Consider the following 15,131-nt stretch of genomic DNA (forward strand, 5'->3'; position numbering starts at 1 on the left):
TATGTTCAGCCGTCACTCCAAGTGATATGGTTTGCCTTTACGCCGCTTCCTGCGATGGTCTCATCAAAGAGGCACGCTGTACATATGTCCTCACGCCTTACAGAAACCTAGCCAATCGGTCTACGCCTTCGGCTTGACCTCTTGGGGTTTCATGGTAAAATAAGAATCCCCCGCCACTAGCTTCCGACTTGGGCGGGGGATTCTCTCAATTAAGTCTTACGGGGGCTGGCCGTTTATCGGTAGCACCCTTTTCACGTTCATTATACGACACGCTGCGCCTTGCGTCAAGGAATCACTGATAAATTCAGCCACCCATCTTCACACATCTGCGCTGTCCTCTCGTCGTCGACAAATCCTCGACGTAGCACCGCTACGCCTGCGGTTTGTCTCCTCGATAGATACAGCGCATCTGTGCAAATCTGGGCGACCTCATTTTATCAGCGCTTCCTAAGCCCGCGCCTATTCTTTCAGGCACGCGGCGAAGACGATCTGATTCATCAGCACCGTCGGGTTCGTCGTGTTGATCTCAGCGGCTTGCGCGAAGGCTCGCCACGCGTCTCGGTACTTCTTCTCGCGCACAAGGGCGATGCCGATGTTGCTCTGGGCGTTCGCCGACTGCGGCACGAGGGCGAGCACGCGCTCGAACTCTCGCATCGCAGCATCGTTCCTGCCCGCCTTGAGGTTCATGACACCGAGGTTGTACCATGCGTAGGCGAAGTCGGGATGCGCCTTGATCAGTGCTTCGAGGTCGGCCTTCGCACGCTTTTCATCGCCCGCTGCCGCGAAGAAGAGTGCACGATCATAGAGCGCTGCCGCGCTCTTCGGCGAGAGCCGAAGAGCCGCCTCCAAGTCAGCTGCCGCCCTCTCGCTCTCGCCGCGCTTCGCAAAGACGATGGCGCGATAGACGTAGGCGGCGGCATTTTTCTTTTCGGCGAGCTTCTTCTCGGCGAAGGCGAGCGAGGCGTCACTCGCGTCGGGCGTCGTCGCCTCGCGGCAGAGCAGCAGGATGTCCTGCCCGTAAGAGGTGCCCGGCACGGCCCAGACGCCGTTGAGTCCCGTCCACCTCTTGATCTTGCCGTAGATGTCGGTGCGGTAGAGGCGCACGAGATCGTAGCGCGGATCGACGAGCGGTGCGTGCGGCCTCTCGGTCGTCGCGTATGCCATGAGGTGCTGAATGTGGGCGCGCACGCCTTCCTGCGGCGTGGCGAAGTACGCGCCCTTCGCCTTGTTGCCCGTCGCGCCGAGACCGCAGTAGTTGTTCTGCGCGGGCAGGACGTCGCCGCCGTAGGCGAAGAATCCCGTCTCCTTCAAGGCCTGGCAAAGGGCGATGTCGGCACGCACGCCTTCCGCCCCTGCCTCCTCGTAGTAGAGTCGCACGATTTCCTCGACGGAGCAGGCAAGCTTCGGCTGCGGGTTGCGCCGCCGGATGAAAGCCGCCATCTGCTCGGGCGTCGCTTCCGCCGCGCCCATGATCTCGACGCTCTCGGGCGGCGCCTCCTCCTCCAAGATCGGCTCGGTCAGCGGCTCGGCAATAAAGAAGCGCACCTCTGACGCCGCCTTCTCGTTGACCTCGGCGGGAAGATCTGGCGCAAAGTGCGGGCGGGCGACGAACACGGGCGCAGCGGCGTCCTTCTTCGCGCCCATGTCCGTCACCGCCTGTGCGCCTTGCACGGCGAAGACGGGCGTCCCTTGCGCCGCCTGCACCACGGACGGCAGGGGCGCTCCCGCACATGCGGCGAGAAGCGCCGCCAGGGAAACTCCCGCCAGAAGACGCCGCATCTTCCCCATCATTCTTCCTTCGGGCATAAAACCCCTCCATCCTCTTTCGCATCATAAATCTTCCAGCCGTTGCGTCCCGCACGCTTCACATCATAGAGCGCCGCATCCGCCGCCATGAAGAGATCGTCGTAGGTCGTGCCGTGCAGGGGCGCGAGCGCTATGCCGATGCTCACGGAGAGCAACGAGCGGTCATCGCGCACCTCAAGCTCCTGCGCCGCCGTCATGAGCTGACGCGCGTGGCGCTCGACGGCGACAAGTGTCGTCACATTCGGCATGAGCACAGTAAACTCATCGCCGCCGAAACGCCCGACGTGATCCGACTGACGGAAGATGGAGCGCACCTCCTGCGCAAAGCGGCGCAAAACGTCGTCACCCGCCTGATGGCCGTAGGTGTCGTTCATTTCCTTGAAGTGGTCGAGATCCATGACGAAGAACGCATGAACCGCCCCTTCCTTCAAGGAGCCTGCCAGCATCTCCTCGCAGGCGGACTGGATCGCCTTCTTGTTCAAAAGCCCCGTCAATGGGTCTATTTCCGCCTCCTGCTTGTAGATGTCGCGCGCACGCATCAGCTTCTTCTGCTCCTCGACCGCCTTTTCCAGCTCCTCATTCTTCGCGAGCAGCACCTCCGACTGGCGTCTCTGTGCACGCGAGCGCTCAATGAGGAACACGGCGACGAACACGGAGAGCAGGAAGATGACGGCGAGCGCCACCGTCTGCATCGGATAGCGCGCGACGATAGCGGTCAGCGTCAGACGCCCCATCATGTGCTCGTTGACGATCTCCTGCACGCGGCGCGGATCCATCTTCAAGATGCCCTTCGTCAGAACGGACTGCAGGACGCGCGGCTGCTCGCCCGAGATCGCGATGCTCACGGGGATCTCCGCCGAATGACTCGCGAGCACGACAAGGCTCGGGTGCATCGACAGGAGGCTGCTCTGCTGCAGAAAGAGCGACGGCAGAAGCGCGAAATCACAGCCGCCCTCCTCGATCATGCGCAGGCAGTCGGCAGGCTCGTCAACCGGCACAATCTGCCAGTTCGGATGCTGCATATTCAGGTAGGTACGCATGCCGTGAAACCAGCGCGGCAGTGCGACCCGCGCTGTCCCCGTCGGCACGTCGCCCGCGCCGCGCCGCACGACGTAGGAGAAATCTTCCGTCGCAAAGGTCGCCGTGAAGAAAAGATCCCGCATCGACGGCAGGTTGTTGTAGACGCAGAAGAAGATGTCCGCCTCGCCCTCGCGCAGCATCTTCAGAGCATGTTCGTTGTCCTCGGCGCGCACGAATCGAAAGCGCAGGCCGAGCGTATCGCCGAGCGCCTGCAGGATGCTCGGATAGATGCCCGTGGGCACACCGTTTTCCAGACGGTCACCAAAGACTGGCTCATGGCCGCCGATGTAGACGACGCGCAGGTCGGGCGCGGACGCCAGGTAGGCATTTTCCGACGCATTGAAGCGCACGAGCTGGTTCTGCGCCCGATCGAGAAAGGCCTTGCCCAGATACGTCTCGAAACTCGGATTGACCCTTTCCGTATAAAGAATCGTATCGCTGAGATTTTTCAGCAGCCCTTCCCGCTTCTTCGCCGCGATGAACTTCGCGGGCATAAGCGCCACGCGCAGGAGCAGCTTCTCTCCGTCCTTTCGACGGCTCGCGCTGTCCAAAATGGCGTCGACTTCGCCCCGCGCGAGCGCCTCGTGCAGCCTCTCGGCGGTCTGATGCTCGACGATGTCTACGCGCACGCCCTGCTCGCGCACGAGCGGCGTCAGCGCATAGGAATACAGGCCGTCCTGAAGCACGCCGATCCGCATGTTGGCCAGCACGGCGGGGTTGTTCGTCTCAAGGGAGGAGTCCTCACGCACATAGAGGGAGAGAATCGAATACGTCGCGCTGTCCACACTGAAGGAGAACGCACCTTCGTCACTGGGCATCTCGCGCGCCGGGAAGTACATGTCGATGCGCCCTTCGCGCAGCATCTCGCGCGCCATCCACTCGTCCATCTCCACATATTCGTACTGCCAGCCCGTGCTGCGCGCTACCTCGTTGAGATAACGCTTCGCGTAGTTGAACAGCAGCCGCTCGGGCGAACCGTCGGGAAAGGATGAGACATCGAGACAGCCGACGCGCAGCACAGGGCCAGAATCCATCGCATGGAGCAGACACTGCGGCGCAAGCAGCATGAGCAGGAAGAAAAAAAAGATGATGCCGCAGCGCATGATGGGATTCATTTCCAACACCTCTCCTGCAGTTCTCGGACGAACCGCCCAATGTACAGTTTGACACTGACTATAGTATAGCAGATTTTTCCTGAATTTTCACTACATAAAATCCCAGACTTTGCTATAATGATGGAAAAGAAATATGGAAGAAGGAGAGACCGCTATGAAGATTTTCCAGAACGATTGGGGCGACCTGCTCGCCGACGAGATGAAAAAGCCCTACTATCAGGAATTGCGCCGCTTCCTCATCGAAGAATACCGCACACGCCGCATCTTTCCCGACATGTATGCGATCTTCAATGCGCTCCACTACACATCCTACGCCGAAACGAAGGTCGTGATCCTCGGCCAGGATCCCTATCACGGCGAGGGGCAGGCGCATGGACTTTCCTTCTCCGTGCAGGCGGGCGTCGAGCCGCCGCCGTCGCTCAAGAACATCTTCGAGGAGCTTTCCAACGATCTCGGCTGCAGGACGCCGAACAACGGCTGTCTCGCGCCGTGGGCGAAGCAGGGTGTGCTGCTTTTGAACACCGTGCTGACCGTACGCGCCCACGCCGCCGCCTCGCACCACGGGCACGGCTGGGAGCAGTTCACCGACCGCATCATAGAGCTGCTATCGGCACGCGAAAAGCCCCTCGTCTTCATCCTCTGGGGTGCGCCCGCACGCCGCAAGAAGGCGATGATCGCCGCCCCGCCGCACGCCGTCATCGAATCGGCGCACCCGAGTCCCCTGTCCGCCTTCCGCGGCTTCTTCGGCAGCCGCCCCTTCTCCCGCGCCAACGCGTTCCTCGAAAGCACGGGGCAGACGCCGATCGACTGGCAGCTGCCCGATGTTTGATCTGTAGCGACCAACCAGAGACCAATGCAAGCGATACATAACGTTAATTCACGCTGCGATTCGGCACATTTGCAAAACTTTATTGCACATAAAGCGACATTTTGTTACACTGGTTAACAGGCATCAAAATAGTATCATATTATCGACTAGGGAATGCCTGCGTGTCGGACATTCTCACAGAGCGGGTTCACCTGTCCCGTTCATTTCGTTTTGGAGGGCATTTCGATGGGCAAGAGCATATTTTCGCGGGCAGGGCTGATCACCGCGGAAGACAAGAAGGACTTGGAAAAGCGGCTCGAAGAGCTCGAGCAAGCGATCGACGACATGCACGACGCACGCCGCCAGCAGGATCGCGACTCGATCCGTCGCGAGCGCTCCATCCTCAGCCGCATCGACGAGGTCGAGCGCACGCTCGCTGAACGTCTCGACGCGATGCAGGCGGGACTCGTGCGCGAGATCAACGCTCTCGCCCGCAGCCTGCCGCGCGACCTATCCGCCTTCCGCAGCGTTCACGGCATCGACACGAGCGCGCTCGGCACGATGATACAGAAGGAGATCGCACGTCAGATGGCCGCACTGCACACAGCGCAGGAAAAGGGCGCGCAGGATCTCAAAGATTCCCTCGCGCTCACCCTGCAGTATGTGGCGAGCACGCAGGAGCAGGGATTCGCTGACCTCCTAAAGCGCCACTCCGCCATCGAGATCGGCCTCGTGGAGACGGCTGGGCAGATCGCCGAAGACATCGAGCGCGAGCATGAAGCGCTTTCTGGGCGCATCGCTTCCTTGGATACGGCACAGCGCGACAACGGCGAGGCAGCGAAGGAGCGCGAGCGCAAGCAGGACGAGCAGACGCACCAGCTGCAAAAATTCCTGCAGCACGCGGCGACCGCCTTGGAAACGCTCGCAAAGAAGCAGGACATCAGCCTCATGGAAGGGCTGCTGCGCCTGCAGGAAGCAAGCCAGCGGACCATGATCGCGGACGCCGAGGAAAATGCGCAAAAGGAGCCGCCCTCGCTCCTCGCTGAAAAAAGAAGCGCCTCCTTCCTCATTCTGCCGAACGGGGTCAAGCGTCCTTGAGCGGCGCCATGACGAGCAGCGGCTTCCTGCGTGCCGCCGAGTCTCTCGCGGCGCGCGCCTGTGCGATGGCAGCGCAGCCTGTGCAGCAGCAGGAGACTGTGCCGAAGAGCGCCGAGCGCGGCCTGCGCGTCGCCATGCTCGCGAGCGGCAGCAAGGGAAACGCTGCGTACATCGAGCTGGACGGCGCGCGCCTCCTCATCGACGCCGGCATCAGCGCACGCCGCATCACGCGCTCGCTCGCCGACCTCGGCGTTGATGCCGCCGCCCTCGACGGCGTCTTCATCACGCACGAACACAGCGACCACATCAAGGGACTGCCAACGCTCTTGAAGCAGTATCACCTGCCGCTCTTCGCGCCTCCCGCGACGCTCCGCGCCATAAGGGAGAGCCTTGCCGTGCCCGAGGACACGTTCACGCCGCTCACTGGAAATGTCATGCTCGGCGCGGTCTCGATCAAGAGCTTTTCCACGCTGCACGACGCCGTCTCGCCCGTCGGCTACGCTGTCTGCGGCAGCGAGAAGTGTGCGCTCGCGACCGATCTCGGCTTTCTGACAAACGACGTCATGACCGCCATCGAAGGCGCGGACGCCTTGATCTTGGAAGCCAACCACGACCGCGAACTTCTGCAGCACGGATCCTATCCGTGGCACTTGAAGCAGCGCATCCTCTCGAACCGCGGTCACCTGTCGAACAGCGCGGCGGCCTGGGCGCTCGTGCGCCTCAAGAAGCGTCCGCGCGCCGTTTTCCTCGCGCACATGAGTCAGGAGAACAACCGCCCCGAACTCGTCGAGGAAACCGTGCGCACGATTCTCGCACAGCAGAACGTCCAGCAGGAAAACATCGTGCTCGCGGCACAGGATGTGCCGACCTGCTGGGGGTTCGATGAGCGCCGCCCTACGCAAATGGCTCTTCAAGAATCGTAGGTCGACGGTCGACGGCCACACCGCCGCAGAGCGCGGATGCGGCTCTTGACCGTCACGCCTGCGCACCGCGATGCGTCGATAGCGATTTTCCTGCATAAGCTACACGCACAAACGTCCACTTCGTGGACATTGTGCGCCGCCCTTACAGAAGCCTAGCCAATCGCTCTACGCCTTCGTCTTGACCTCTTGGGGCTTCATAGTAAAAACAGCCTCTCACGACATGGATTCTCCCTGTCGCAAGAGGCTGTTTTTGTTTTTCAGAGCGTCAGACCTGCTCTAGAATGTCCATTGAATAGCAGCGCCGCCGCTGAGTCCTTTGCGCTTTCCCTGCCAGCCATCGATGTGGAAATCATAGCTAATGCGGCTATTTTGCGGCAGGAAGCGATAGCCGATTTCGAGCATACAGCTCGATCCCTTGAGGCTCGGGCTGGGCGCTGCGTCGCCGCCGACGCTCGCGCTCGCCTCGCCGCCCAATTCATGCTCCCAGGCCAGCCCGGCATAGCACTCACCCGTGCTCCTGTCCTTCCTGCTGTAGCGGAGGCCGAGGCGCAGGCGATGCGAGTCGACGTCGGCGAAGTCGTAGGCATCGCCCGAGCCGCGCAGTTTCACCGACATACCGTCCTGGTGCGACCAGAAATAGCGCACATAGGCGTCGAGGGAAGCGCCCTTCTGCAGCGCGAAGGTCTTGCCGACGCCGAGGTGGATGCCATAGTAGGTATTCGAGCCGTCGTATCCGGCATTCTCGCCATGCAGGCTGTAGTCGCTCTTGGCACGGCCTGCGCGTGCGGAGGCTTCGAACCACAGGCCGTCCTGCTGCGTCAGCTTGCCCAGGACACCGAGGCCAAAATAGCTGAGCTTGCCGCTGCCGTGTGCGCCATTGTCGAGATAGGAATCGTAAGTGCCGCGTCCGTATTCGACGAAGGGGCTGAAGAGTCGCTTCGTGCCGCCCTTCGCCGCATCTTCACGCGCCCAGCCAACGCCGAGATTCCAGCCCTTGGAGTCAACGTAGGAGCCACTCTCCACACGCATGGCATTGGCCCCTGCACCTGCCCATAGATGATAGGACGCCGAATCTGCCGCAGCCGTCCTGCGCTGCGTGTCCTTGGAAGATGATTCTGCCGTGTCGTCGGCACTTGCGTTTTCCGCACCACTTTCGGCAGACATTTCAGCGGCGGTAAAACCGCTCTCCACAAGATAATCCGCGCTTTGGTTGACGAAGTTCGCGAGACCCGCACGCGTCTCCACGGGGGATTTTGCCGTCTCGCCAACGCCCGTCTTGGTCACGGTCGCCCGGAGTCTCTCAGGATGCGCCTTGTCGGGCGCAATCGCAAAGAGGCAGTCGTGCGCGATGCCGTCCGTTCCCTTCATCGTGACACCTTCGCCAACGGTGATCTTGCCGCTCGCGTTCTCCAGCAGTGTGAATGAATCGCCTGCCTGAAGCTTCCTTGCGGCACCGCTGCGACGGAAGTCGAGCGTCATGTTCGTGAGATTCTTGCTGCCGCCGCTGACATTCGTGAGCTTGAGCAAGGGATGCGCCGTACCGTCGGTCGGGGCATCCTCGACATCGAGTCGGAGGTTCTCGATCCCCTTGAAATCATGGATCGAGGATGTGCCTGCACTGTAGTAGACGGCGAGCGTGTTGTCCACGCCGCCCGACGCCGTGCCGCCCGTGACGATGCCGTTGACGACAGTGTTGCGCAGATGGATGATGTTGCCGCTCGTCGCCGTGCCTTCACCGCCCGTGACTGCACCATTGACCGCCGTATTCTGCAAGCTGACGGTGTTTCCGTCACTCTGCACCGTGCCATGGCCGCCCATGACCGCACCGTTGACGTGCGTATTGCTGAGGCTCACAGCGTTGCCGTTCGCCGCCGCACCTTTGCCGCCTATGACATCATTCGTGACGGTCGTGCCATCGAGGCTGACGGTGTTTCCCTCTGCGGTCGTCCCGCCGTCGCCGCCTACAACACGGACGGCAGTAATGTTTCCGAGCGTCACGCGGTTGTTCGAAGCCGCGCCTGTGGATCTGCCGCCTGTGACGGCTGTCGCGTTCGCGCGGATGTTCACAATGTTGCCCGAGGCTTCGCCCGCGCCTTCGCCTCCGACGACATCGTGCACAGCACTCTCGATCGTGACGGTGTTGCCCCGCGCCTTGCCGCCTGCAGCATCGGTATAGCCGCCGTAGACCGTGCCCGTGACCGTCGCCGTGCCGCTGATCTTGACTTTGTTCTCATAGCTCGCGCCCTTGTCCAGAGCCGTCGTGCCTACGCCGCTTGTCCAGCCGCCATAGACGTTCGCGTGTGTGCCGCTCGAAAGCGCGATCTCGTTTTCGCGCGTCGAATTGCCCACCTTGGAGCGGCCGCCGTAGGCGTCTCTTCCTTCTCGTGTCGCTTGTGTCGCTCCCTTGAATCGATATCCCTCGTAGGTGATGGCAGTGATGCGTGCGCCCGTCTTGCGAACGTCGATGTTCATCTCCGCCTCATCGCTCGTCTCGGACTTCGCCGCGCCCGTGTAGTGCGCGAGGTTGATGCCCTGTTCGTTCTTGAGGAGCGTGAGCGGCTTCGCCGCCGTACCCGTCGCCGTGAGGCTTGCCCAATCGACCGCGGTCTCGCCCATGCCTGTGACTTCGAGCATCGTATCGTCCTTGGCAAGGCCTGCAGCATCGAATTTCAGCTTCTGGAAGCCAGTGATTGCCTCCGCCTTGTTTCCCTTGCCCTTGACGCTGAGCGTATTGCCCATGCCGCTTGCCTGCGAGCCGCCTTTGAGTGCGTCTGTGACTCGCACATTGCCGTTGAGATGGACTTCGTTGTTGTTTGTCGTCGCACCTTCGCCGCCCGTGACGGAGGCGACCGTGACATTTCCTAGGTTCACGATGTTGCCGTTCGCCACCGCACCTCTGCCGCCCGTGACGGCTGCCGCGTTCGCGCGGATGTTCACAATGTTGCCCGAGGCTTCGCCCGCTCCTTCGCCTCCAACGACATCGTGCACGGCGCTCTCAATCGTGACGCTGTTGCCCCACGCCTTGCCGCCTGCGGCATCGGTATAGCCGCCGTAGACCGTGCCCGTGACCGTAGCCGTGCCGCTGACGGTGATCTTGTTGCCCGTGCTGTCGCCGAGCCTGTCGGCGGCGGCGTCCGAGCCTGTGCCCGTCGTCCAGCCGCCATAGGCGTTCGCATAGCTGCCGTTTGCGAGCGCGACGTCGTTGCCCGTCGTCGTGTTGCCGATGGCAGAGCGGCCGCCCCATATATGCGTGCCGTCACTCTCAGCCGTCGTCGCGCCCTTGAAGATCAAGCGCGAATAGAGAATCTTCCTGCCCGTCGCGTCCTTTTCCAGCGTGACCTCCGCCGTATCGCCCGTTCGTACGACCGTGTTCACGCCGTCGCGCACGACGACGCCGCCCGACGTGTCGTTCTCGATCAGCGTGCCCGCAGGGGTGCTCGGCGAGCCATAGATGGCGATATCCTTGAGGCTCTTGAACTTCGTGCCCGTCGAATCGCGCAGCGTGAGGCGCGGCTGCAGCGTATCAGTAAAATAGAAATTGACCTTGTCGAAATTGACGATGTTCTTCGCTCGGGCACTCGCCTTGACGTTGAGCGTATTGTCCGCATAAGATGCACGATTGCCGCCCGATGCGCCGAAGATATACTTCGCGATCCGATAGCCCACCTTCATCTCATTTTTCCCGTCGCCGAGGTTGACGACGTTTCCCTTGATCTCGCTGACATTGCCGGCGGAATACGCAGCATAGACGCTATTCAGCTCGCCGCCCGTGATCGTGACGATATTCCCCGTCAGAGCGCCGCCGCGCCGCGTATAGCCGCCGTAGACGTCCTTCCGGAAGACCCCGCCCGCGACGGTGACCTCGTTGTGCGCCACATTGCCTGTGGAATCCGCTTTTTCAAGTGAGCCGCCGCATATGTCTTTCTTCAATGTGCCGCCCGTGATCGTGACCGTGTTGTGCGTCACATCGCCCGTGGCATGTGCGCCGCCGAACGCGCCGCCATAGACCTTGCCCGCAATCGTCCCGCCCCGAATGACGACATGATTCTTATGGATTCGCCCCGTCGCATTCGTGCTGTTGGAAAAGCCGCCGTAAAGGGACTCCGCCTTGCCGCCGTTCACCTCGACGGTGTTCTCTTCCGCCCTGCCGCTGCGTCCGACGTAGCCGCCGACCAGCCATTCGGCAAACGACATCGTCCCTGCATCGAAGCGAACCCGATTCTCTCTCGCATGACCTGTACCCCATGCCGCGCCGCCATAGACGGAGGCGATCTCCGTCATCGCGCCCTTGATGCGCACCGTATTACCGTCGGCGTTTCCCGTGCCTCGGGCGACGCCACCGAAGACGCTCAGCGTATCCTCTTGATACCGATCGACCGTCAAGCTGTTGCCCGACGCATCCTCGCTGCCCGTCCCGACGCTCGCCGCACTGTTCGGCGTACTGGGATCATCGGGGTTCGGCACATTCCTCTGGGGCGGATGCGTGCTGTCGATCGTCACATCCGCCCCAGAGGCGAAGGACGGCGCAAAGAATGCTCCGCCGCTCAGAGCAATCGCTGTAAAAAGCGCCAAGGATGGGCGCGAGGACTTCTTGTTGGACATTCGTTTTCTCCTCTTGGGTCTTTAGACGTGAAACTTTTTCTATAACTAGATATTTCGATTCATTATAGCAGTTTCTTCCCATCTGAGCAACCAGAGGGTCACAACGAAATTATTTCATCAGCTCCTCCTGCGCGGCGCGCGGTTTCTCGCCCTTGGCGCGGCGCACGCGGCGGTAGCTGCCGTCGGGATGCATGAGCCAGGCGCGCGTGTTGTCGGCGAGGTATGTGGCAAGGAGCGCGAGCAGGCGCTTCTTGTGCGCCTTTTTGCGCACGGGCGTCATGAGTTCGATGCGGTTGTTGAGATTCCTCGGCATCCAGTCGGCGGACGAGAGGAAGACGTCCTCCTTGCCGCCGTTATAGAAGCAGAAGATGCGGCTGTGCTCGAGGAAGCGGCCGACGATGCTGCGCACGCGGATGTTTTCGCTGACGTCCTTGAGTCCGGGACGCAGCACGCAGATGCCGCGCACGATGAGGTCGATTTCGACGCCTGCCGCCGAGGCTTCGTAGAGTTTGGCGATAATGAAGCGGTCGAGCAGAGAATTCATCTTCGCCGCGATGTAGGCGCGTTCACCCCGCTTGGCGTGCGCGATTTCCCTCTCGATGCTCTCGGTGATGCGCTCCCTCAGCGTCAGCGGGGCGACGGCGAGGCGATTCCAGACGGGCGGATCGGAGAAGCCCGAGAGAAAGTTGAAGAACGCCGAGGCGTCGACGCCCGTGAGGACGTCGGCGGTGAAGAGGCCGACATCGGTGTAGATCTTCGCCGTCGCGCCGTTGTAGTTGCCCGTCGCAAGATGGCAGTAGCGGCGGATGCCGTCTTCTTCACGCCGTATGACCATCGTGATCTTCGAGTGCGTCTTGAGCCCCAAGATGCCGTAGATGACGTGGCAGCCTGCTTCTTCGAGACGGCGCGCCATGAGAATGTTGTTCTCCTCGTCGAAACGCGCCTTGACCTCCATGAGCACGGTGACCTGCTTGCCGTTTCTCGCGGCCTCTTCGAGCGCGGCGATGATGGGCGAGTCGCCTGCGACGCGGTAGAGCGTCTGCTTGATGGCGAGCGTGCGCTCGTCGGCGGCGGCACGGGCGAGGAAGCCTTCCACGATGGCGAAGGAGTCGAATGGATGGTGCACGAGGATGTCGTCTTTTTCAATCGCCTGCCAGATGTCGCCTTCGGCGGCAAGCTCTTCCGGGCGCGGGGAAAAGCGCGGGTAGCGCAGGCGGTCGAAGCCCGCGAGATTGGCGAGCGCGGCGAAGAATGCGGCGCCGAGAGGGCCTTTCGCGCGGTAGACGTCCATTTCCTCCAGGGAAAGCTGCTCCTTGAGGAAATCGAGGAGATCGGAGGGAAAGTCTTCGGCGACCTCAAGGCGCACGGCTGCGCCCTTGCGCCTTTTTTCGAGCGATTTCTCGACTTCTGCCAAGAGGTCTTCGACGTCGTCGCGAATGTCAAGGTCGGCGTCGCGCGTGAGGCGGAAGGCTGCCGTCTGCACGATTTCCCAGCCTGTGAAGAAGCGTGCGGCGAAGAAGCGCAGAATGTCCTCCAAAAAGAGGAAGGTTGGCTCACCCGGCAGTTTCCACAGGCGATCGAGCACGGGCGCGGGCACGGGAACGATGGCGAGACGCTCGGCGCTTTCGCCCGCATGACGAAGTTTCACGGCGAGGTTCAGGCTGCGGCTCGCGAGGAAGGGAAAGGGGTGCGCGGGGTCGAGCGCCATGGGCGTGACGACGGGATAGATCTCGCGCTCGAAAAGCTCCGCGAGCCACAGCGCTCGCTCTCCCGTCAGCTCTTCGGGGCGCACGAAGCCTATGCCCTCGGCGGCGAGTTCCCGGGTGACGAGCGCGAGGCAGCGATAGATCGCGCGGTATTGGCGGTGCGCCTGGCGCGAGACGGCAAGCATCTGCTCGCTGGGAGAAAGGCCCGCGATGTCCTTGTGCGCGACGCCGCTCGCGACGAGGTGCTTTAAACCGGCGACGCGGATCATGAAGAATTCATCGAGGTTCGAGCAGGCGATGGCGATGAAGCGCAGGCGCTCCAACAGAGGATTCTCCTCGCGCGTCGATTCCTTGAGGACGCGCTGGTTGAAGCTCAGCCACGAACATTCGCGGTTCAGGAAATAGGCTCTTTTCAACATGTCCATGACGATTCCTCCTCACGCTTTGCACAGGACAGGCTCGATGCCGAAGATTTCACGAAAGAGCGCGGCGGCGCGTGCGAATGTCCAGCGAATCAGGGAGATGTCCTCTTCCGCCTCGAAGCGGACGCAAAGCTCCTCCTTCGAGAGCTTGACGGAGAGCTTTGCAATCTTGCCGCTGTGCCCTTGGTCGAGCGCGTCCGCAAGCCGCAGGATGGCACATAGCTTGAGCATCGTGACCTGCTGCTCGTGCGAAAGGCGCGCATAGTGCTCATCCTTGCTGCCGGGATTCTCGCGGTTGTAGTAGTAGGCGACGCTCGCGACGATTTCTTTTTCTGCCTCGGAAACGCCGAAGAAGTCGGTGCCCATGATGATTTGATAGGAATAGAGGCTGTAGTGGCGCAGGTTGATGAACTTTCCCGTCTCGTGCAGGATTGCGCTGAGTCTGAGCAGCAAGAGTGCACGCGAGGAAAGCCCATGTGCGCCGCCCAAGGCGCAAAAGATCTCCGTGGCCGCCCGCTCGACGCGCGCGCAGTGCTCTCTCGTCGAGCCGTACTTCTCCGCCGTCGTGCGTGCGAGCTGCACGGTGCGCTCTTCCTGCTCGGCGAGGCACGAAAGTTCTGCTAGCTGTGCGCCGCGATAGACGCTGTAGCTCATGAGAAATGTCGTGCCCATGAGGAACATGCCCTTGACGCGCGTCGCACGCACGACTTCGCCGTAGAGGAGCAGTGTCGGCATCAGGAGATGGGCGCGGCTTTCCGTGATGGCGCAGCGCGTCATGAGCTTCTGCGGCGTCAGCCCCGCGAAGGAGTCGAGGAAGCGCAGGAAGTCCTCGCCCTCTACGAATGTATACGCGCCTTTCGCGCCCGGCGCGAGGAGGGCGGCGACGGTGCGCGCTTCGAGTCCCGAGAGCACGAGATGGCGAATCGCATGATGCTCGATGCTCGGCCAGAGCGGCGAGAGTGTCGCGTGGATGTAGTCGCGCACGGCAGAGGGAAATGTCAGGCTCTCGCGTTCCTTCTCACTGAAATGCTCAAGGATGCTCAGGCTGCCGCTCGCGACGTTCTGCTGAAAGAGCAGCCTGCCCGCCTGCCAGCCCGTGAGGCCGAGTCCGCTCGACGTGATGTCCATGAGCAGCACGGGCTTTTCGCCGAAGTTCTCCGCGTTCTCCAAAAGCTCGTGGCTCAGGGCAAAGAACTTGTAGTAGATCTCCTGCGTCATGTCGGCGACTTCAACCGTAAAGCCTGTGCGAATGCGAATCTGATCGAGGATGCCGAGGCGGTTCTCCGCCTCGCGCAGGACGGACGTGCCGATGGCGAAGACCTGCGTCACGCCGTAGTCGGTGAGAAGGCGGCGAAAGCCTGCGAGGATGCGGCAAAGCTCGCGAATCGAGTCAAAGGAGAGCCGCCCGCGACGGAACACCTCCTCGCCGAACCGCGTCTCCTTGCGCACGCGCTCGATGATCTCGACATCGTCGAGCGCGGCGAACGATGCGATGAGGAGGCTCGTATGAACAGAGCCGATATGCACGACGCCGTAGGTGAATCGCTGCTTCATGGGGCGTGTCGCCTCCT

At 61.7% G+C, this 15,131-nt stretch carries 8 protein-coding genes; 3 read left to right on the forward strand and 5 right to left on the reverse strand.

Annotated features, from left to right (window positions below; translation table 11 throughout):
* Nucleotides 1-459: 459 nt before the first annotated feature.
* Together RWS31_RS04850 and RWS31_RS04855 are read right to left on the reverse strand one after the other, a co-directional pair.
* Nucleotides 460-1,806 carry a tetratricopeptide repeat protein gene (locus tag RWS31_RS04850; RefSeq protein ID WP_314596472.1) on the reverse strand — a complete coding sequence of 449 codons (1,347 nt, stop codon included), beginning with the start codon at nucleotides 1,804-1,806 and terminating at the stop codon, nucleotides 460-462.
* Nucleotides 1,788-4,001: a GGDEF domain-containing protein gene (locus RWS31_RS04855; RefSeq protein WP_314596473.1), complete on the reverse strand. Its 2,214-nt coding sequence runs from the start codon at nucleotides 3,999-4,001 to the stop codon at nucleotides 1,788-1,790. Before RWS31_RS04855 ends, RWS31_RS04850 begins: the two co-directional genes overlap by 19 nt.
* A gap of 154 nt (nucleotides 4,002-4,155) precedes the next feature.
* Between RWS31_RS04855 and RWS31_RS04860 the strand changes: the two genes are divergently transcribed.
* The 3 genes from RWS31_RS04860 (at nucleotide 4,156) to RWS31_RS04870 (ending at nucleotide 6,830) form a co-directional block, all read left to right on the forward strand.
* Nucleotides 4,156-4,830 (forward strand): uracil-DNA glycosylase, encoded by a 675-nt coding sequence (locus RWS31_RS04860; RefSeq protein ID WP_314596474.1) that lies wholly within the window; start codon nucleotides 4,156-4,158, stop codon nucleotides 4,828-4,830.
* 225 nt (nucleotides 4,831-5,055) lie between these two features.
* Nucleotides 5,056-5,907: a hypothetical protein gene (locus tag RWS31_RS04865; RefSeq protein ID WP_314596475.1), complete on the forward strand. Its 852-nt coding sequence runs from the start codon at nucleotides 5,056-5,058 to the stop codon at nucleotides 5,905-5,907.
* Complete coding sequence (locus RWS31_RS04870; protein ID WP_399553735.1) at nucleotides 5,904-6,830, forward strand: MBL fold metallo-hydrolase; 927 nt, start codon at nucleotides 5,904-5,906, stop codon at nucleotides 6,828-6,830. Before RWS31_RS04865 ends, RWS31_RS04870 begins: the two co-directional genes overlap by 4 nt.
* Before the next feature lie 276 nt (nucleotides 6,831-7,106).
* Here the strand turns inward: RWS31_RS04870 and RWS31_RS04875 are convergent, their stop codons facing one another.
* The 3 genes from RWS31_RS04875 to RWS31_RS04885 form a co-directional block, all read right to left on the reverse strand.
* Nucleotides 7,107-11,432 carry an autotransporter subunit beta gene (locus tag RWS31_RS04875; RefSeq protein ID WP_314596476.1) on the reverse strand — a complete coding sequence of 1,442 codons (4,326 nt, stop codon included), beginning with the start codon at nucleotides 11,430-11,432 and terminating at the stop codon, nucleotides 7,107-7,109.
* A 109-nt stretch (nucleotides 11,433-11,541) separates the two neighbouring features.
* Nucleotides 11,542-13,563 carry a polyphosphate kinase 1 gene (ppk1, locus tag RWS31_RS04880; protein WP_314596477.1) on the reverse strand — a complete coding sequence of 674 codons (2,022 nt, stop codon included), beginning with the start codon at nucleotides 13,561-13,563 and terminating at the stop codon, nucleotides 11,542-11,544.
* A 12-nt stretch (nucleotides 13,564-13,575) separates the two neighbouring features.
* Entirely contained in the window at nucleotides 13,576-15,114 is a 1,539-nt protein-coding gene (locus RWS31_RS04885) for an HD domain-containing protein (RefSeq protein ID WP_314596478.1), read from the reverse strand.
* Nucleotides 15,115-15,131: the final 17 nt, after the last annotated feature.

It is taken from the genome of uncultured Selenomonas sp. (assembly GCF_963528755.1).
GTDB lineage: Bacteria > Bacillota > Negativicutes > Selenomonadales > Selenomonadaceae > Selenomonas.